Origin of the sequence: Pseudonocardia thermophila, from assembly GCF_900142365.1 — a bacterium.
Lineage (GTDB): Bacteria > Actinomycetota > Actinomycetes > Mycobacteriales > Pseudonocardiaceae > Pseudonocardia > Pseudonocardia thermophila.
The window spans coordinates 294,764-314,181 of record NZ_FRAP01000001.1 but is presented as its reverse complement, the minus strand read 5'-3'; the positions used below and the strand labels follow the sequence as shown (position 1 = coordinate 314,181).

The 19,418-nt window shown below is 73.5% G+C and carries 16 protein-coding genes and 1 pseudogene; 7 read left to right on the top strand and 10 right to left on the bottom strand.

What is annotated here, in order from left to right; translation table 11 throughout:
* Positions 1-11 precede the first annotated feature (11 nt).
* On the bottom strand, positions 12-1,142 hold the full coding sequence (locus BUE41_RS01540) for a hemolysin family protein (RefSeq protein ID WP_407691640.1): 1,131 nt from the start codon (positions 1,140-1,142) through the stop codon (positions 12-14).
* Positions 1,132-2,466, bottom strand: a complete 1,335-nt coding sequence (locus BUE41_RS01535; RefSeq protein WP_073454983.1) for a hemolysin family protein — start codon at positions 2,464-2,466, stop codon at positions 1,132-1,134. The genes BUE41_RS01540 and BUE41_RS01535 overlap by 11 nt, the downstream gene beginning before the upstream one ends.
* A gap of 274 nt (positions 2,467-2,740) precedes the next feature.
* Here BUE41_RS01535 and coaA point away from each other — a divergent pair, with 274 nt between their 5' ends.
* The 3 genes from coaA (at position 2,741) to BUE41_RS01520 (ending at position 6,089) form a co-directional block, all read left to right on the top strand.
* Positions 2,741-3,718 carry a type I pantothenate kinase gene (gene coaA, locus BUE41_RS01530; RefSeq protein WP_073454982.1) on the top strand — a complete coding sequence of 326 codons (978 nt, stop codon included), beginning with the start codon at positions 2,741-2,743 and terminating at the stop codon, positions 3,716-3,718.
* 54 nt (positions 3,719-3,772) lie between these two features.
* Positions 3,773-4,237: a MarR family winged helix-turn-helix transcriptional regulator gene (locus tag BUE41_RS01525; protein ID WP_073454981.1), complete on the top strand. Its 465-nt coding sequence runs from the start codon at positions 3,773-3,775 to the stop codon at positions 4,235-4,237.
* A gap of 148 nt (positions 4,238-4,385) precedes the next feature.
* Complete coding sequence (locus tag BUE41_RS01520) at positions 4,386-6,089, top strand: serine/threonine-protein kinase (RefSeq protein WP_084754159.1); 1,704 nt, start codon at positions 4,386-4,388, stop codon at positions 6,087-6,089.
* Between the two features lie 254 nt (positions 6,090-6,343).
* Here BUE41_RS01520 and BUE41_RS01515 read toward each other — a convergent pair whose 3' ends face one another.
* On the bottom strand, positions 6,344-6,748 hold the full coding sequence (locus BUE41_RS01515; RefSeq protein WP_073454980.1) for a hypothetical protein: 405 nt from the start codon (positions 6,746-6,748) through the stop codon (positions 6,344-6,346).
* A 110-nt stretch (positions 6,749-6,858) separates the two neighbouring features.
* On the opposite strand from BUE41_RS01515, the gene BUE41_RS01510 reads away from it, so the two are divergent.
* Positions 6,859-7,974 carry a heparan-alpha-glucosaminide N-acetyltransferase domain-containing protein gene (locus tag BUE41_RS01510; protein ID WP_073454979.1) on the top strand — a complete coding sequence of 372 codons (1,116 nt, stop codon included), beginning with the start codon at positions 6,859-6,861 and terminating at the stop codon, positions 7,972-7,974.
* 3 nt (positions 7,975-7,977) lie between these two features.
* On the opposite strand, the gene BUE41_RS01505 is transcribed toward BUE41_RS01510, so the two are convergent.
* The 7 genes from BUE41_RS01505 to BUE41_RS01475 all read right to left on the bottom strand — a co-directional run bounded on the left by BUE41_RS01505 (position 7,978) and on the right by BUE41_RS01475 (position 17,076).
* Entirely contained in the window at positions 7,978-8,727 is a 750-nt protein-coding gene (locus BUE41_RS01505; RefSeq protein WP_073454978.1) for a sulfite exporter TauE/SafE family protein, read from the bottom strand.
* A gap of 1,462 nt (positions 8,728-10,189) precedes the next feature.
* Positions 10,190-11,242 carry an excinuclease ABC subunit UvrA gene (locus tag BUE41_RS32790; protein ID WP_407691639.1) on the bottom strand — a complete coding sequence of 351 codons (1,053 nt, stop codon included), beginning with the start codon at positions 11,240-11,242 and terminating at the stop codon, positions 10,190-10,192.
* Positions 11,239-11,679 (bottom strand): nitroreductase/quinone reductase family protein, encoded by a 441-nt coding sequence (locus BUE41_RS01495; RefSeq protein ID WP_073454977.1) that lies wholly within the window; start codon positions 11,677-11,679, stop codon positions 11,239-11,241. The genes BUE41_RS32790 and BUE41_RS01495 overlap by 4 nt, the downstream gene beginning before the upstream one ends.
* Before the next feature lie 82 nt (positions 11,680-11,761).
* Positions 11,762-12,355, bottom strand: a complete 594-nt coding sequence (locus tag BUE41_RS01490; RefSeq protein WP_073454976.1) for a PadR family transcriptional regulator — start codon at positions 12,353-12,355, stop codon at positions 11,762-11,764.
* 290 nt (positions 12,356-12,645) lie between these two features.
* The gene (locus BUE41_RS01485; RefSeq protein ID WP_143171908.1) at positions 12,646-14,808 is read right to left on the bottom strand and encodes a UvrD-helicase domain-containing protein; all 2,163 of its coding nucleotides are present in this window, start codon (positions 14,806-14,808) and stop codon (positions 12,646-12,648) included.
* Positions 14,809-14,916: 108 nt separating this feature from the next.
* On the bottom strand, positions 14,917-16,131 hold the full coding sequence (locus BUE41_RS01480; RefSeq protein WP_234996872.1) for a CynX/NimT family MFS transporter: 1,215 nt from the start codon (positions 16,129-16,131) through the stop codon (positions 14,917-14,919).
* Positions 16,132-16,302: 171 nt separating this feature from the next.
* A complete protein-coding gene (locus tag BUE41_RS01475; protein ID WP_084754153.1) occupies positions 16,303-17,076 on the bottom strand; it encodes an SDR family oxidoreductase in 774 nt (257 codons plus the stop codon).
* A 160-nt stretch (positions 17,077-17,236) separates the two neighbouring features.
* Here BUE41_RS01475 and BUE41_RS32785 point away from each other — a divergent pair.
* From BUE41_RS32785 to BUE41_RS01465, 3 genes and pseudogenes are all read left to right on the top strand, one after another.
* Positions 17,237-17,740: pseudogene (locus tag BUE41_RS32785) on the top strand (ATP-binding cassette domain-containing protein); the annotation flags it as partial.
* A 123-nt stretch (positions 17,741-17,863) separates the two neighbouring features.
* Positions 17,864-18,838: an ABC-F family ATP-binding cassette domain-containing protein gene (locus BUE41_RS32780; protein ID WP_407691642.1), complete on the top strand. Its 975-nt coding sequence runs from the start codon at positions 17,864-17,866 to the stop codon at positions 18,836-18,838.
* A gap of 330 nt (positions 18,839-19,168) precedes the next feature.
* A complete protein-coding gene (locus BUE41_RS01465) occupies positions 19,169-19,378 on the top strand; it encodes a helix-turn-helix domain-containing protein (protein WP_073454972.1) in 210 nt (69 codons plus the stop codon).
* Positions 19,379-19,418 lie beyond the last annotated feature (40 nt).

Here is a 19,418-nt window from a genome sequence, read left to right as displayed (position 1 = left end):
CGTAGCCGCCGTCAACCGCGGTCCTGCCGGGGAGCCGTGGGGGAGGCGCCGGTGCGTTCCGGGCCCGCGTGGGTGCCGTCGCGGACGGTGCCGACGACGTGCTCGATGAGGTCCTCGAGGGCCACGAGGCCCACAGTGTGGCCACCACGGTCCACCGCCCGCCCCAGGTGCGCCCCCGGGCGGCGCAGGACCGCCAGCGCGTCGTCCAGACGGGCGTCGACGGCCACCTCGGGCAGCCCGCGGATCCGTTGCGGCGGCACCGGGGCGGACGGGTCGTCGATGAGGTCGAGCACGTCCTTGACGTGCAGGTAACCCGTCAGCCTGCGGTCCTGCCCGCGCAGGGGGAAGCGGGAGAACCCGGTGCGCTCCACGACTTCGGCGACATCGCCCACGGTCGGCCGCGCGGGCAGCGTGACCAGCTCGGAGAGCGGCACCATCACGTCGGCGACGGTGGCCTCCACCGAGTGCAGCGTGCGGGTCAGCCGGGAGGACTCGTCGTCGTCGAGCAGGCCCTCGCGGCCGGACTCCGCGATGAGGTCGGCCAGCTCACCGGAGGTGAACGCGGCCTCCAGCTCGTCGCGCGGCTCGACGCCCATCAGGCGCAGCACGCCGTTGGCGAGGAAGTTGAACAGGTTGATCAGCGGCCGCATCACGGTGGTGAACACCAGGAACGGCGGCACGAGCCAGATCGCGGTGCGTTCAGGGCCGGCGATCGCGATGTTCTTCGGCACCATCTCGCCCAGCAGGATGTGCGCGATCACGACGATGCCCAGGGAGATCGCGAACGCGGCCGGGTGCAGCACGGCCTCGGGCAGACCGAGCCAGACGAACGGCCGCTCTATCAGGTGGGCCACCGCGGGCTCGCCCAACCGGCCGAGCAGCAGCGAGCAGATCGTGATGCCCAGCTGCGACGCAGCGAGCATCCGGGACAGGTCCCCGGTGGCGCGCAGCACCGTGCGTGCGCCGCCCACCCCGGCCTGCGCCATCGCCTCCAGACGGTCGCGGCGCGCCGAGACCAGCGAGAACTCGGCGCCGACGAAGAACGCGTTGCCGCCGAGCAGGGCGACGGCGGCGAGCAGGGCCAGCAGGTCCCCACCGACGGAGCCGGCCGGCTCGCCGGCGAGCAGCAGCTCACTGGGCACGCTGCACCTCCGCCACCGCCTGGGGGTCGGCCAGCCGCAGCTCCGCGATGCGGTTGCGGTCGCGGCGCATCACGGTCAGCCGCCAGCCGTCGACGTCGATCGAAGCCCCCACCTCCGGGATGCGGCCGAGCCGGGCGAGCACCAGTCCGGCGAGCGTCTCGTGGTCGCCCGCCGGCACCTGGAAGCCGGTCGCCTCGGCCACCTCGTCGTCGCGGAGCAGGCCCGACACCAGCCAGGTGCCGCGGCCCATCGGGCGGACGCGGGCGACCTCGGCGCCGTCGTGCTCGTCGCGGACGTCGCCGACGATCTCCTCGATCAGGTCCTCCAGCGTGACGATGCCGGCCGTCCCGCCGTACTCGTCGACGACGACGGCCATCTGCAGGCCGGAGCCGCGCAGGACGGTGAGCAGGGCGTCGCCGTCCAGGGAGGCCGGGACTGTCGGCACCGGCTGGACGAGGCTGCGCAGCCGGGTGCGGGAGCGCTCGGCCGCCGGCACCGCGAACGCCTGCTTGACGTGCACGACCCCGAGGACCGCGTCCGGGTCGCCGTCCTGGACGGGGAAGCGGGAGTACCCGCTGTGCCGGGAGCGGGCGACCAGGTCGGCGACGGTGTCGTCGGCCTCGAGCGTCTCCACGCGGACCCGCGGCGTCATGAGGTCCTCGGCGACGCGGTCGGTGAACCGCAGCGAGCGGTCCATCAGCACCGCCGTGCCCAGGTCGAGCGTGCCGTGCTCGGCGCTGGTGCGGACCAGCGAGCTGAGCTCGCGCGGCGAGCGGGCCGAGCGCAGTTCCTCGGCCGGTTCGACGCCCAGCCGGCGCACGACCACGTTCGCGGCGGCGTTGAGCGCGTTGATCAGCCAGCGGAACGCGTGGGCGAAGCCGCTCTGCAGCCACACCACCGCCCGGCCGGTGCCGATCGGGTCGGCGATCGCGAGGTTCTTCGGCACCAGCTCGCCGAACACCATCGACAGCGCTGTGGCCAGCAGCAGCGCCACGACGATCGCGATGCCGCCCGCGATGCCCTCGGACAGGCCCAGCCCGATCAGCCCGGGTGAGATGAGCGCGGCGATCGCGGGTTCGGCGATGTACCCGGTGACCAGCGTGGTGGCGGTGATGCCGAGCTGGCTGCCGGACAGCTGGAACGACAGGCTGCGGTGGGCGCGCTGCAGGGCGCGGGCGCGGCGGTCGTCGACCTCGGCCACGTGGGCGTCGACCTGGCTGCGCTCCAGCGCGGTGAGCGCGAACTCGGAAGCGACGGACACGGCCGTGCCGGCGGTGAGCGCCGCGACGGCCAGGAGGCCGAGCACCGACCACAGGACGGTCACGACGGACCGCCGCAGGCCGAGCCACGAGCGCGGCTACAGGGACAGGTGGAGGTTCGGGTACGGCGCCGGGAGCGGCCCGGCCTCATACTGCAGCCCGGCTCGTCGCCTCGGGTGCGTGCGGTCAGCACGAAGATCTCCCCTGGGATGCGGAAGACCCCAGTTTAAGACGTTCCGCGTACGGCGCAGAACGGGAGTCGGGGGAGTCCTACACAACGGAGCGATGCGCGTCACCAACAGGGGCGATCCGGGCGATCGCGGCCTAGGTTCTCGGACCATGGCAGGCAGTCGCATCGGCGCGCGGAACGGCCTCGCTCGGGAGTCGTCCTCCCCGTTCGTCGACTTCGACCGGGCGTCCTGGGCCAAGCTGGGGGAGGCCACCCCGCTGCCGCTCACCGCGGAGGAGGTCGAGCGGGTCCGCAGCCTCGGCGACTTCGTCGACCTCAACGAGGTGCGCGACATCTACCTGCCGCTGTCGCGATTGCTCACGCTGCACGTCCAGGAGGGGGCGCGGCTCTACCGGGCGTACCGGACGTTCCTCGGAGCGTCGGGGGCACGGACCCCGTTCGTGATCGGGATCGCGGGCTCGGTGGCGGTGGGGAAGTCCACGACCGCGCGGCTGATGCGCCTGCTGCTGGCCCGCTGGCCGCAGCATCCCCGCGTCGAGTTGGTCACCACCGACGGGTTCCTGTACCCCAACGCCGAGCTGGAGCGGCGCGGGCTGATGTCGCGCAAAGGGTTCCCGGAGTCGTTCGACCGGCGGGCGCTGCTGCGCTTCGTGACCGAGGTGAAGGCGGGGCGCAGCGAGGTCTCCGCGCCGGTGTACTCCCACCTGAGCTACGACATCGTCCCGGGCGCCCGCACCGTCGTGCGCAGGCCCGACATCCTGCTGCTCGAGGGCCTCAACGTGCTGCAGCCCGCCCAACCCGGCCCCGGCGGTCGGGCCGCGCTCGCCGTCAGCGACTTCATCGACTTCTCCGTCTACGTCGACGCCGCCACCGAAGACATCCGCCGCTGGTACGTGCAGCGGTTCCTGCGGCTGCGCGAGACCGCGTTCCGCAACCCGGAGTCGTACTTCCGCCGCTACGCCGAGCTGAACGAGCAGGAGGCGATCGCGCGGGCGGAGGCGATCTGGGAGGAGATCAACGGGCCGAACCTGGAGCAGAACATCAAGCCGACCCGCGGCCGGGCGAGCCTGGTGCTGCGCAAGGGGCCCGACCACAGCGTCACCGGCATCCGGCTGAGGAAGGTGTGAAGTGAGCAACGGGACGTCGTGCCGGCACCCCGCCGGGCCTGGCACCATGGCGCGATGACGTCGTTCGCACCCGACGCCACGGCCGAGTCGGCCGAGGAGGCGGAGCTCACCGAGCTCGCCTCGCGACTGCGCCTGGCCGTGGGCCGGCTGCACCGCCGCATCCGCATCGACGGCCACGAGCGGATCCCGCCGCTGCAGCTGTCCGCGCTGTCGACGATCGAGCAGCACGCTCCGCTGCGGCTGAGCGAACTGGCCCGCCGGGAGGGCGTGAGCGCGCCGACGATGAGCCGGGTACTGGCCGCGCTCGACGAGCTGGGCTTCGTGCACCGCACGCCGGACCCGCAGGACGCCCGTGGGGTGCTCATCACGCTGTCGGAGAAGGGAGCGGCCGCGATGATCGAGGTCCGCTCCACGCGCACGGCGCTGGTGGCGCGGCGGCTCGCCCGGCTGGACACCGAGCAGCGCGCGGCGATCGCGGCGGCGATGCCGGCGCTGGAGGCGATGCTCGTCGACGACTGAGCTCGTGGCGGGGCTCGAGGGCGGGAGAGTTCGATCTGCGGGAGTTCGATCTCCGTGAGACCACCGACGCCGGCGGTCGCCGATGATGGGATAGTGAGGGCGGCGTCCGGCCGGGCGCCGTAGGGGGACGGACGCAGGGGAGGCGCCGGTGGACGGGCTGGCCGCGCTCCTCGCCGGGGTGCTGGCGGGCCTGCGGCGGTTCGTCGCGTCCTTGCACAGCGGCTCGGACATCTGCCCCGGCGACTGGTCGTGGGCCCTCACGATCTTCGGGGTGCTCGTGGGGCTGTTCCCCACGGCGGGCCTGGTGACCGTGGCACTGCTGCGCCGGCGGATCGGTCCGCGGTACGGGGTGCCGGAATCCGCGGTGCTCATCGGCGCCGGGCTGGTCACGGCGGGCCTGATGCCGCTGCTCGCCGCCGTCGCGACCGGGCGGGTCTTCGAGGTGGCGTTCGCCGGCACGCGGGTGGCCGGGCTGACCAAGGCCCAGCAGGACACCCTCGGTGTCGAGCTGGACTGCATCGGCATGAACCAGGCCCGCTACCTCGGCGCGGGCACCGTCCGGGAAGCGTTCGACCCGGACGACCCGGTGCGGCTGGCGATCTCCGTCCTGCTGCTGGCGCTCGTGCCGATCGCGGCGGCACTGTTCGTGGCCCTGCAGGCGCGGCTGGCGCTGCGGCGCGGCCCGAGCTGGCCCGCCAAGTTCTTCTGGGCGCCCGTGCTGGCGCTGGCGGTGCTGACCGGGAACGTGCCGGCCGGGACCATGTGGCACCTGTGGCTGGGGATCGTCGCCGGCACGGTGCTGGGTGTGCCGGCGGTGCTGATGTGCGGGGCGCCGCCGCGGGAGGTCGCCGCCCGCCGCACCCCGGTGTCGGTGCGCGGTGCCGTGCCGGCGGGCCCGGTGTCGCGGCGCCCGCCCGCACCGCCGACGCCGCGGACCGGGCACCCCGCCCCGCGCTCCGGTGCGGTGGCCGTGACCGGAGCCCGGCCGGCCGGCGGTCCGGCGCGGTTCCGGCTCATCCGCAAGCTGGGCTCCGGCGGGTTCGGCGGGGTGTGGCTCGCCCACGACGCCAAGCTCGGCCACCTCGTCGCGCTGAAGGCGGCGCACGCACCCGACGGCGAGACCGAGGAGCGGATCCGGCGCGAAGCCAAGGCACTGGCGGCGATCCGGCACCCGCACTGCGTGCGGATCTACGACCTCGTGCCGGCCCGCAGCGACCCCGGCCTGGCCGATCTCGACGGCATGGTCATCGTCATGGGCTACGTCGACGGGATCTCCCTCGGCGAGCTCGTGCGGGAGAAGGGCGTGCTCGACGACGTGGCGGCGGCCCGGGTGTGGCTGTCGCTCGCCGGGGCCCTCCACGCGGCGCACCAGCGGGGCGTGATGCACCGCGACGTGAAGCCGGGCAACGTCATCGTCGACGGGAACGGGCTGGCGCACCTGATCGACTTCGGCATCGCCCGCCGCAGCGGCGACGCCACCCTCACCCAGGCCGGGTTCGTGCTGGGCACCCCGGACTTCCTGGCGCCCGAGGTGGCGTGCGGTGACCGGGCCACGCCGGCGTCGGACGGGTGGCAGCTCGCGGCCACCGTGTCGTACGCGCTGACCGGGCACCCGCCCCGCGGCTCCCACCCCGACGCCGTCTCGGGCCTGCGCGCGGCGGCCGCGGGCGCCCCGCTCACGCACCTGCCGCAGCGCACTGCCCACCTCGCCCTGCTGCGCGCCACCCTCGACACGGCCCCCGAGCACCGCCCCACGCTCCCCGAGGTGCAGGCGGCGCTGGCGCAGTGGCTGCGGCGGGTGGGTGCGGCGGTCGACGGCCCGGTGACGAGCACGGACATCCGCGTGCGCTGAGGCCCCGAGCCGCACGCACGGTGCGGCGAGTCGCGGCGTCTGGCTCGGCGAGTCTTGCGAGCTGCCGGACGAGTGCTGCAGACGGTCCGGCGAGTCGTCCGTCCGAAGCGCTCCTGCTGACCTCGACGAGAGGCGGACCGCGCCGGTCAGAACGCAGGACTCGCCGGGACGCCCGCACGACTCGCCGGGCTGGCTGCGCGACTCGCGGCGCCGAGGCCGGACTCGCCAGCTCGCGTCGTCCGGCCTCGCGCGGGTCAGTACAGGTACCGCTCCCGCCGCACGGCGCGGCGGTAGGCGAGGGGGTCCCAGCCGTCGTCGGTCAGCACCGGCTGCGGGGTCGTCTCCGGGCCCTGCGCCGTCAGGTCCTGCGCCCCCGGACCCTGCGCCGCGGGCCCTTCGCCCGGCGACCCCGGCACGATCGGCGACGGAGCGGTCTGCGGGGACGCAGCCGGAGCAGCAGCGTGCGAGCCGTGCCCGTTCGCCGCGTTCGTCATGCCCTGGGCCTCGTCGGCGAGCAGACGCATCGCGCACGGCCACGGGGCAGACGTGCCGTCATCGGCGCGGCACTCGCGGCACCGGCCGTTCTCGTCGGGGACGTGCTCAGCGAGTGCGCGCGCCAGCAGGTCCGGCATGGCGGCGAGAACCGCGGCGAAGGACATCAGGCGATCGCTCCCATGACCGCAGAGCGTAGCGTCGCCCGCACTGTCGGATGTCGCCGATCCGGGGTTGCGTCTGAGGCAGACCCGGACCTGCACCTAGAGTCGCGCGTGTGCCGCGCCGGGACCGCATCGCTGGAGTGGACGCGGCCCGGTCGGTCGCGCTGGTCGGGATGGTGGCGACGCACATCCTCCCGATCGAGCACCGGGACGGGACGCCCACCGCGGTCGGCCTGCTGTTCGACGGTCGTGCCTCAGCGCTGTTCGCCGTGCTCGCCGGCGTCGGCATCGCGCTCTCCACCGGTGGGCGGGTGCCGCCGGGCCCCGGCCGGCCGCACGTGGCTGCCGGTGTCGGCATCGCGGTACGGGCGGTGCTCATCGCGGTCATCGGGCTCCTGCTCGCCGATCTCCGCCCGCTCCCGCTGGTGATCCTCGCCTACTACGGACTGCTGTTCCTGGTGTCGATCCCGGTGCTGCGCCTGCCGCCGTGGCTGCTCGGCGGCCTCGCCGCGGTGTGGTGCGGTCTCTCACCCGTGCTCTCCCAGCTCCTCCGCGGCGGCACCCGCTTCCCGGTCCAGGTCGGCACGGCCGCGGTCGCGGCGCCGGGCGAGATGCTGTGGACCCTCGCGGTCACCGGTGTCTACCCGGTCCTGACGTGGACGACGTACCTGCTCGTCGGGCTCGCGGTGGGTCGGCTCGACCTCATGAGCCCGCGGGTCGCCGCAGTGCTGCTCGCAGGCGGGACGACGCTCTCGGCCGGGGCGAGCGCGGTCTCGGCGTTCCTCCTCGGTCCCGGCGGCGGGGCCGAGGTGCTCGGCCGCGCGGCGGACGAGCGGCTCTACGGCACCACTCCGACCTGGTCCTGGTGGTGGCTCGCGATCGCCGCCCCGCACTCGGGTACCCCGTTCGACCTGGCCCGCACAACGGGCTCCGCGCTGGCCGTCCTGGGCCTGATGCTGCTGCTGGCGCGCTGGGCCGCACCGCTGGTGTGGCTGCCCGCCGCGGTCGGGTCGGCACCGCTGTCGCTCTACGCGTTCCACGTCGTCCTGACGACCGTGCCGATGGCGGAGACGGAACGCCCGGCCGTGTTCGTGGTGCACGTCGTCCTACTGGCGGTGATCGGGGCGCTCCTGCGCGGGCTGGGTGTGCGCGGGCCCTTGGAGGCCGTGGTGGGGTTCGCGAGCCGGTGGGCTCGGGACCTCGTGCGCGGCCCGGAGCGGGTGCCGTAGCGGCTACCAGGCCTCGATCGCCAACGCGACGGCGAGTCCGAGCCCGGCCAGGCCGATCCCCGTGCGCAGCGCGGCCGTCGGTACCCGGCGGGCGACGGCGGGCCCGGCGAAGCTGCCCACGAACAGGCCGACAGCCAGCGGCGCCACCGCCCACCACTGCACGTCCGCGAGCACCGCGAACCCGACGGCGGCGACGGCGTTGGCCAGCCCGAGCAGCACGTTCTTGATCGCGTTGCCCTGCAGCAGCGTCACCGGCAGCCCGACGAGCAGCAGCGCCAGCATGAGCACACCCGCGGCTGCGCCGAAGTAGCCCCCGTAGACGGTGACGGCGAGGATCCCGGCCGCCACAGCGGGCCCCGACGCCCGGGTGGTCGGGTCGATGCGCCCGCGGATCCGCGGCTGCAGCAGGAGCACGATCGCTGCCCCGCCGACCAGCACCGGGACGATCCTCTCGAACGTCCCGGGTGGCGTGAGCAGCAGCAGCCCCGCCCCCGACGCGCCGCCGACCAGCGCCAGCAGCGCGTAGCGGCGCAGCACCGGTGCCTGGCCCACCAGCTCCGGCCGCGACCCGAGCGTCGAGCCGACCGACGACAGCGTGAGCGCCACGGTGTTCGTGACGTTCGCGGTGGTCGCGGGCAGGCCGACGGCCAGCAGCGCCGGGTAGGAGAACAGGGAGGCGAGCCCGGCGATCGACCCGGAGAGCCCTGCCGCGACACCCGCTCCGACCAGCAGGACCACGGTCGCGAACTCCACCCGACCAACCTAGTCCGCCCTCGGAGCACTGCCGCGTGAGATCGCCCACGAGCGCACGCGGTGCCGAGCGGCGGACGGAACGCCGGATACGTCCGCCCGGGCGCAGGACTCGCCCGACGAACCGCGCGACTCGCTGGCCGGAACGCGGGACTCGCCGCACCTCGGGCTCAGTCCAGCAGCTCCGGCGGATCGGACGGCAGGGACAGCGCCTCAGGCATCGACCCACCGCCGCACGTGCCGGGCCAGGTACTCCCCGGTGGCCGAGCCCTCCGCGTGCAGCAGGGTGTGCGGCGGGCCCTCGAACACCACTCGGCCGCCGGCGTCGCCCCCGTCCGGGCCGAGGTCGATCACCCAGTCCGCGTGCGCGACGACGTCGAGGTTGTGCTCGACGACGATCACCGAGCTGCCGCCGTCGACGAGTCGGTCGAGCAGGCCGAGCAGGTGTCCGCAGTCGGACGTGTGCAGGCCGGTGGTGGGCTCGTCGAGGACGCAGAGGTTGCCCTGATCGTGCAGCCGGCTCGCCAGCTTCAGCCGCTGGCACTCGCCGCCCGACAGCATGGACAGCGGCTGGCCCAGCGTGAGGTAGCCGAGGCCGACGTCGACCAGCGCCAGCAGCTTGGGTCGGATGTCCTTGCCGGGGAACACGTCCATGGCATCAGCGGCGGTCAGGTCGAGCGCGTCGGAGATCGACCGGCCGTCGACGGTGAGCGCCAGCACCTCCTCGGTGTAGCGGCGGCCCTCGCAGTCGCCGCAGGTGGAGCGCACACCGTCGAGGTAGGCGAGATCGGTGTAGACGACGCCGAGGCCCTTGCAGGTCGGGCACGCGCCTGCGGAGTTGAAGCTGAACAGGGACGGCTGGGTGCCGGTCCGCCGGGCGAAGTACCTGCGGATCGGGTCCATCACCCCCGTCCACGTCGCCGGCGTGGAGCGGATGTTGGTGGCGACCGGGCTCTGGTCGACGACGATCGTGTCCGGGTGCTGCGGCACCAGTACCTCGCGGACCAGCGTGCTCTTGCCCGAGCCGGCGGCCCCGGTGATCGCCACGAGCACGCCGAGCGGGATGTCGAGGTCGAAGCCGGTGAGGTTGTGCGCCCTGGCGTTGCGCACCGGCAGGGTGCCGTTCGGGGTGCGCACCTCGTCCTTGACCCGCACCGGCCGGTGCAGGTGCTGCCCGGTCAGCGTGCCGGACGAGGCGAGGCCGGCGACGTCGCCTTGGTAGACGATCGTGCCGCCGGCGCTGCCTGCGCCGGGACCCAGCTCGATGACGTGGTCGGCGGCGGTGATCACGTCCGTGTCGTGCTCGACGACGAGCACGGTGTTGCCCTTGTCGCGCAGCCGGCGCAGCAGCGTGTTCATCCGGCCGACGTCGCGCGGGTGCAGCCCGATCGTCGGCTCGTCGAACACGTACATGACGTCGACCAGCGACGAGCCGAGGTGGCGCACCATCTTGATCCGCTGGCTCTCACCCCCGGAGAGCGTTGAGGTCTCGCGGTCGAGCGTGAGGTAGCCCAGGCCCATGTCGATGAGCGCGCCGACCCGGGCGGTCGCCTCCGCCACCAGCGGCGCCACGGCCGGGGTGGCCGTGGTGGGCAGCAGGGCGTGCAGCGAGCGCAGGTCCATCGCGCACACCTGCGGCAGCGTGTACCCGTCGACGGTGGCGGAGCGAGCGGCCGCGTTGAGCCGCTCCCCGTGGCACTCCGGGCAGGTCACGGTGGTGGTGAACTGCTCGATCGCGGCCTTCTTCCGCGTCGACGCGCCGTTCTCGTCCGCGACGATGTAGAGCCGGTTGAACTTCGTCTCGGCCTTCGAACTGGAACGCAGCATCCTTGCGGCCGGGGATCGGCAGGGTGATCCGCTCGTCGGAGCCGTGCAGCAGCAGCTTCCACTCGGCCTCGGTGTACTCGGCGAGCGGTTTGTCGTTGTCGAAGTACCCCGACTTCGCGTAGAGCGCCCAGTACCAGCTGCCGACCGCGAAGTCGCGGTGGCGGATCGCGCCCTCGTCGAGCGACTTGGACCTGTCGAAGAACCTGTTGTGGTCGAGGGTGATCTTGCGGCCGATCCCGTTGCAGGTGGGGCACATGCCCTGCTCGTTGAACGAGAACTCGTACGCGGGCCCGACGTGCGGCTCGCTGCGGCGCGACCACAGCAGCCGCAGCAGCGGGTTGATGTCGGTGACCGTTCCCAGCGTGGAGCGCGAGCCGCCGCCGAGGCGCTTCTGGTCGACGACGATCGCGGTGGACAGGTTCTCGATGAGATCGGCGTCCGGCTGACCGAGCTTGGGCAGGAATCCGCGCACGAACGCCGAGAAGGTCTCGTTGAGCTGGCGCTGGGCCTCGGCGGCGATCGTGTCGAACACCAGCGAGGACTTGCCGGAGCCCGAGACCCCGACGAACGCGGTGATCGCCCGCTTCGGCACCTGGACGGTCACGTCGCGGAGGTTGTTCTCGCGGGCGCCGGTGACGCGGATGGACTCGCGGGTGGACTCGCGGATGGACTCGGTCGGCTGCGTGGTCATACGTCGCCTTCTACGCGGAACACCGGACAGATCCCGACCGCTTCGGCCAGCTCGTCGGGCGTGGGGCCGGTGACCACCCCGGCGTCGACCATCATCGAGACGCCGTCCGGGGTGATCGACGGCCACGCCCGCAGCACCGGTAGCGCCTCCTCCGGGCCCACCTCGACCAGCCGCACGGGTTCGGGCTCTCCGCCGTGGCGGGTGAGGGTCGCGCGGCCGGCGGCGCGCACGTTCTTGATCCAGTCGGCGGCGGGGAAGCCGCCGACGAGGTAGCGGCGCCCATCGATCTCGGCGACCGTGACCGGGGTGCTGCGCGGGAGGCCGGTGCGCCGGCCCGGCGCGGTCAGCACGTCGAGCGGCACGCCGGTGCGGGCCAGCTCCTCGTTCATCCCCTTGAGCCACGGCGGCGGGCCGATGGTGAGGCGGGGATCGGACATGCGGCGGCTCCTCGCGGGTATTCAAACTTGAATAGGGTCGCCCAGGATGCCGCAGCGGGCACGGATGCGCAAACCGGGGCCGTCAGTCGTCCGGGACGGCATCCTTGAGCCGCCACCAGCTCCCGGGCCGACCGGGGGAGCCGGGCTCGCCCGCCGTCGGGTACGCGTCGGACTCCAGGCGCTCGATGAGGCCGCGCGTCCACGTCGCGCCCGCCTCCGCATCGTGCGTCCAGAGCCGGTACAGCTCGGCGACGTGCGGCGGATCGGTCCAGGCCGCGAGCTGCGCTGCGGCCTTGTCCCGGGCCGTCTCCAGGATCGCCAGCCGTTCCCGCAGCAGGCCGATGGCCTCGGCCCGCGGCAGCGACGGCAGCATCGCCAGCGCGGCACCGAGGAAGTCGGCGCGCGGTTGCGGGGTGCGGACGGCCTCCCGCAGCAGCTTCATGAACTCGGCCTCGCCGCGCTCGGTCAGCTCGTACTCGGTGCGGCCCGGCACTTCGTAGACGTCGCGGAGGAAGCCGTCGCGGGTGAGCGTCTTGAGGGCGTGGTAGATCGAACCCCACTTGACGTTCGCCCACTCGTCCGCACCCCAGGACAGCAGGTCGCTGCCGACGAGGTAGCCGTGGGCACGGCCGTACCCGCGCACGATCCCGAGGACCAGCAGGCGGGTGGCGGACATGCGGCCCAGCGTAGTGAGCGGTGCGGTGATCTCGGCAGGAATCCAGTCTCCTGGGAGAGGGCGGGGAAGGAGCCCCTACCGACGTGATCCACCGCCACAGCGCCGGGGCCCGCGCTCCGACTGCGCCTCACCGCTCCGAGCCGCGCACCACGAGGAGGTGACCACCGGGCTCGCGCGCGTCGTCGACGTGAGGAGCGCGCGAGCCGCGCTCGGCGAACGGAGGAACCGGGCGCAGTCAGCGCTGCGGCTCATCAACGCCGTGGCTTCCTGCCGTCTTCAACCACCGCGTCTCAGCGCACGCCGATGATCCCCAACCGCTGGGTGGCCCGGGTGAGCGCGACGTACAGGTCCGCGGGGCAGCGGGCGCGGATCCCGTCCGGGTCGACGACGATCACGACGTCGAACTCCCGCCCCTTCGCCTCTGCGGGGGAGAGCACGGTGACGTCGAGATCGAGCACGTCCAGCCCGGGCAGGGCGGCCGGGTCCGGCGCGATGACGGCCATGGTGCCCACGGTGGGCCGGTTCTCGGCCACCGCGGCGGCCAGCTCGCGACCCAGCTCTGCCCGCTCGACGGTGCGTTCCCAGGGTTCCTCCCCGGTGCGCCGCACCGACCGCGGCGGCTCCAGCCCGGGTCCGATCTCCGGCAGCACCTGCGCGGCCCGCTCCATGATCTCCGCCGGGGTCCGGTAGTTGACTGTGAGCCTGCGGTGCACGGCCCGCTCGCCGAGATCGGCCCAGTTCCGCACCCCCGCGGGTGCGCTGCGCTGGGCGAGATCGCCGACGATCGTCATCGACCGGGTCGGGCAGCGGCGCAGCAGCACCCGCCAGTCCATCGGGGTGAGCTCCTGGGCCTCGTCGACGACGACGTGGCCGTACGTCCAGTCCCGGTCGGCGGCCGCCCGCTCGGCGACGCTGCCCAACTGCTCGCCGCGGTAGCGCTCGGCGAGCCGAGCGGCGTCGACGACGTCGGATGCCCGCAGCGCGAACTCGTCGTCGCCCGGCTCGGCCTCCGCCAGCTCGGCGAGCAGGCGCCGCGCATCCGCCTCCGCGCCGTCGTCATGTGCAGCCTTCTCCTCGACGGGGCCGAGCAGATCGACCAGCTCGTCGAGCAGTGGAGCGTCGGACACGGTCCACGCGTCGCCCTGCTCGCGGTGCAGCACGACCAGCTCGGGATCGAGGGCAGCTAGCCGTTCCTTGCTGGAGAGCAGCTCGGAGAGCAGCCGCTCCGGTGTGCACAGCGGCCACAGCTCGTCGACCGCCTCGTGGAACCGCGGGTGGGCGGCGAGCTCGCGGCGGACGCTGTCGGCTAGGTCGCGGGCGACGTGCGTGTCGAGCTCGTGCGGTTCCAGCCAGCCTTCGCCGATCGCCAGCACCGCGTCCCGGACCAGCTCGGCGCCCAGTGCGTCGCGGAACACCGCGCGGGCCTGGTTGTGGGGCAGCCCGCAGGCCCGGGCTGCGTCGCGGGCGGGATGGACGAGCTCGCTGTCGATCGTGACGGTGACGTCGCTGAGCTCGATCGGGATCGGAGCGCGCGGCAGCTCCTGCCGCTGCGCGACAGCGCGGCGCAGTACCTCGAGGATGCTCAGCTCACCCTTGACGCGCGCGACCTCCGGCTCGTCCCGCAAGCTGGTGTGCACGCCCTGCCGCAGCCCGCCGGGGGTGGTGAACACCACCGCGTTCTCCCCGAGCGACGGCAGCACGTCGGCCACGTACCGCAGGAAGCCGTCGGTCGGCCCGACCACGAGCACCGCGCGGCGGGACAGCAGCTCCCGGTGCGTGTAGAGCAGGTACGCGACGCGGTGCAGCGCCACCGCGGTCTTGCCGGTGCCGGGTCCGCCCTCGACGATCACCGTGCCCGCCAGCGGCAGCCGGATGATCGCGTCCTGCTCGGCCTGGATCGTGGCGACGATGTCGCGCATCGCCGAGCCGCGGGGCGCGGTGAGCGCGGCGAGCAGCGCGGGATCGGCCGCCGTCTCCGCGCTCTGCTGCGCGGCGCGACGGTCCAGCACATCGTCGTGGATCGCGACGACCCGCTCGTCCGGGCCGAGCCCGGCCAGCCGCAGGTGCCGGCGGCGGATCACGCCCTCCGGGTTCGCGGCCGTCGCGCAGTAGAACGGCCGTGCGGCGGGCGCCCGCCAGTCGACGAGCGCGGTCTCGCCGTCGGGTTCGGCGAGGCCGGTGCGGCCGATGTAGGTCGGTGGCCCGTCGGCGTGGTCGAGCCGGCCGAAGCACAGTCCGGTGCGCGCCGCGCGCAGCCGGGCGGCCCGCTCGGACCAGCGCGTGACGGCGATGTCGCGCTCCCACCGCGACGCGTCACCGACCTCGGTCTCGACGGCGGCCGCGGCGGTTGCGCGCCGCGAGGCCTCGGCGAGCTCGGTGTCGAGCAGGCGGTGCAGGTGCCGCAGCCGCTCGTTCTCGACGGCCAGCTCGCGGGCCGTCCCTCCGTCCTCCACAGCACCTCCGGAATGTGCTACAATAAAGCTGGAAATGCATTCACGCGTGTTCCGCGCAGCATTTCAGCTTAACACTCTTCCCGGATTCGCCGCCGTTCTCAGCGGGTTTCAGCGCAGGGCGGACGCCTTCGTCGGCATCGAGGTGGCGTAGCGGTCGCGGCCGGCCAGCGCACCCACTACCGCCTGCGGCACGAGCAGCGCCAGCAGCGCGAGCAGCGGCACCGTCCAGCCGCCGGTCAGGTCGTGCAGCGCCCCCACGGCGAGGGGGCCGGTGGCGGCGAGCATGTAGCCAAGGCACTGCGCCATGCCGGAGAGCTGCGCCGCGTGTGCGCTGTCCGGCGACCGCAGCGTGATGAGCGACAGGGCGAACCCCAGCGCCGCGCCCTGGGCCACGCCGAGGACGACGCACGCGACGACCTCCAGGCCGGGTACCAGCACGCCGGCGAGACCGGCCGCGGTGGTCGCCGTGATGACGACGGCGTGCCCGACCTGGGCGCGGGAACGGGCGGCGAGCACCGGTGCGATCAGCCCGCCCGCGATGCCCGTGATGCTCATGGTGGCGACCAGCAGACCGGCCGTCGCCGGGACGTACCCGCGGTCGACGAACACCGCCGGCAGCCACGCGGAGCTGGCGTAGAAGCCGAGCGACTGCAGCCCCATGAACGCGGTCACCTGCCAGGCGATCGCGCTGCGGCGCAGCGACCCCACCCGGACCGGCTGCTCGGTGGGCCGGCCGACCCGGCGCAGCTGCGGCAGCCAGCACAGCGCGGCGAGCAGCGCCCAGACGGCCCATGAGCCGAGCGCGAGCCGCCAGCCCAGGCCCAACCCGTCCGCGAGCGGTGCGGTCACGGCGGCACCGGCCGCGCCGCTGATGGACATGGCCGCCGTGTACGCCGCGGTCATCGGCCCCATGCGGTCCGCGAAGTCGCGCTTCACCAGCGCCGGCATCAGCACGTTGCCCCAGGCGATCGCAGTACCGATGAGCACCGTGCCGGCGAACAGGGCGGCCACGCCGGGCGCCGCGCGCACCACGCAGCCGGTCACGAGGACGCCGAGCGCGGCGAGGACGGCGCGCTCGAACCCGATCCGCCGGGCCAGCCGCGGAGCCACCGGGGCCAGCGCGCCGAAGCAGAGGACCGGCAGCGCGGTCAGCACGCCGGCCGCGGTGGCCGACAGCGCCTCGTCGGTCCGGATCTGTTCGAGCAGCGGCCCCACCGCGACGACGGACGCGCGCAGGTTGAGCGCCACCAGCACGACGGCCGCCGCGACCCACCAGGGCAGACCCGTCGCGAGCCGGCCGGGGCTGCCCACAGTGGCGCTCACCGCTCTCCTCGTCTGCGCTCGCGCGGCGCGGCGTCGATGGTTCGCTCCTGGGGCCCGTCGTGGACGAGCCCCAGGGGTCATGCTCGACCGCTCGGCCCCTCGGCGTCCACCACGGGGAACGAGATCACACGAGGAACCATCCGAATGCTGACGATTCGGTGAGGACGGGTGTCACGAGGCGCTGCCGGTGGCGAGCAGGCCGCCGTCGACGCGGACGGTCTCGCCGGTGATCCACGAGGCGTCGTCGGAGACCAGGAAACCGACGAGCTTGGCGACGTCGGTCGGCGCGCCGAGCCGCTTCATCGGGTAGCCCTGCGCGACCTGCTCCTCGCCGTGGGCGTAGAGGGCGGTGGCGAACTTCGTCTTGACCACGCCGGGCGCGACGGCGTTGACCCGGATCCCGGGGCCGAGCTGGAACGCCAGTTCCTCGGTGAGCCGGATCAGCGCCGCCTTCGATGCGCCGTACGCGGCGATGACCCCGGTGGAGCGCAGACCGGCGATGGAGGCGACGTTCACGATCGCGCCGCCGTGCTCGGCCATCCACGCCTTGTGCGCGAGCTGGACGAAGCCCAGTGCGGCGACCACGTTGGTGTCGAAGATCTTGCGCACCGCGTCGAGATCGGCCCCGACGAGCGGCCCGTACACCGGGTTGATCCCGGCGTTGTTGATCAGGATGTCCAGCGAGCCGAACGTCTCGACGGTGCGGGCAACGGTCTGCTCGCGCGACTCGGCAGAACCGGCGTTGCCGGGCACCGCCAGCACCCGGCCCTCGTCGCCGCCCGCGTGGTCGGCGACGAGGCGCGCAGCGGCGTCCGCCAGCTGGTCCGGCTTGCGCCCGGTGATCGTCACTGACGCGCCGCGATCGAGCAGCTCACCCGCGATGGCGTAGCCGATGCCCAGGCTCGCCCCCGTCACGACGGCGGCCCGGCCCGTGAGATCAGTCATGGGCGTGACCATACGTGCGAAAACCGGTGGTGGCGGACGGTAGCCTGGAAGGCGTGATCCGGACCCGTTAGCTGCGCGGGCACCCTCGATGCTGCCCGCTGCACCGCCCCTTCGCGCTTGGAGTCCGTTCGTGATCACAGCCACCGACCTGGAACTGCGTGCCGGGTCCCGCGTCCTCGTGTCCGGGGCCACCCTGCGCGTCCAGCCCGGCGACCGGATCGGTCTCGTCGGGCGCAACGGCGCCGGCAAGACGACGTCGATGCGGGTGCTCGCCGGGGAGGGCGAGCCGTACGCCGGCACCGTCACCTCGAACTCGCCGATCGGCTACCTGCCGCAGGATCCCCGTGAGGGCGACCTGTCGATCACGGCGAAGGACCGGGTCCTGTCCGCCCGCGGCCTCGACGAGCTGCTGCGGAAGATGGAGAAGGCCCAGACGGCGATGGCCGAGCTGGTCGACGGGCCCGAACGCGACAAGGCCGTCCGCGAGTACGGGCGGCTCGAGGAGCGGTTCGCGGCACTGGGCGGGTACGCCGCCGAGAGCGATGCGGCCCGCATCTGCGCGCACCTCGGCCTGCCCGACCGGGTGCTCGGCCAGCCGATGGCGACGCTGTCCGGCGGGCAGCGGCGGCGCGTCGAGCTCGCGCGGATCCTGTTCGCCGCGTCCGACGGCGGGGGTGCAGGCGCGCCGAGCTCCACCACACTGCTGCTCGACGAGCCCACCAACCACCTCGACGCCGACTCGATCGCGTGGCTGCGGTCGTTCCTCAAAGCGCACGAGGGCGGGCTCGTGGTGATCAGCCACGACACCGACCTGCTGGAGGCGGTGGTCAACAAGGTCTGGTTCCTCGACGCCACCCGCGCCGAGGTCGACGTCTACAACCTCGACTGGAAGCGCTACCTCGAAGCCCGCGCGACCGACGAGAAGCGGCGCCGCCGCGAGCGCGCCAACGCCGAGAAGAAGGCCGCTGCCCTGCACGCGCAGGCGGCGAAGATGGGCGCGAAGGCCACCAAGGCGGTCGCCGCGAAGAACATGGCGCGCCGGGCCGACCAGCTGCTGGCGAGCCTGGAGCCGGAGCGGCAGAAGGACAAGGTGGCGCGGATCCGGTTCCCGGACCCCGCACCCTGCGGCCGCACCCCGCTGACGGCCGAGGGGCTGTCGAAGGCGTTCGGCTCGCTCGAGGTGTTCAGCGGTGTCGACCTCGCCGTCGACCGCGGGGCGAAGGTCGTGGTGCTGGGCCTCAACGGCGCCGGCAAGACCACGCTGCTGCGGATCCTCGCCGGCGTCGAGACGCCCGACACCGGTCGCGTCGTGCCCGGGCACGGCCTGCGTATCGGCTACTTCGCGCAGGAGCACGACACGCTCGACATGGACGCGACCGTGTGGGAGAACATCCGCCACGCCGCGCCGGACGCGCCGGAGCAGCAGCTGCGGACCCTGCTGGGGTCGTTCATGTTCGCCGGCGATCAGCTGCAGCAGCCCGCGGGCACCCTGTCCGGCGGCGAGCGCACCCGGCTCGCGCTCGCCGGGCTGGTGTCCAGCTCGGCGAACGTCCTGCTGCTCGACGAGCCGACGAACAACCTCGACCCGGCCAGCCGGGAGCAGGTGCTCGACGCGCTGCGCCGATTCGAAGGCGCGGTCGTGCTCGTCACCCACGACGCGGGCGCGGTCGAGGCGCTGCGGCCGGACAAGGTGATCGTGCTTCCCGACGGCACAGAGGACCTGTGGTCGGACGACTACCTCGAGCTGGTGCAGCTGGCCTGATCGGTGGAATTCGCTACCGTAGATCTTGAACGGTTATCACTCGTTCGGCCGCATGGACGGTGGCGCTGCGGCACCGTGGGCTCACCGGAGCGGGCCCGTCCTCGGCGGTAGGTGCCACGCCGGATGACGGAGGTCAGGCGTGAGGGTGACGCGGCGGCGTCGGACCGTCGCCGATGATCACCCGTACGCGTGATCCATTTGGCGGAACCGCTCACCGATCATGTGGCAGAACCGCTGGCAGGAGGCGTGCGGAGTCGACGATCATTGCCGGCACCGCGGAGCCGACCGGCCCCGCTCCCGGCACGCCGTAACCGGCTGGAGGAGATCAGAATGGCCGAGATCAAGAAGGGCGCCCGCATCACCGGCACCCAGCGCGACAAACTCGCGAACGAACTGAAGAAGAAGTACGAGAAGGGCGCCAGCATCCGTGCCCTCGCCGAGTCCACCGGGCGGTCCTACGGATTCGTGCACCGGGTGCTGAGCGAGTCCGGCGTCACCCTGCGCGGGCGGGGCGGCGCGACCCGCACCAAGAAGAAGTAGTCCGGCCCGGGTGGTCCGGGTCCGCCGGTGCTACCGCGCG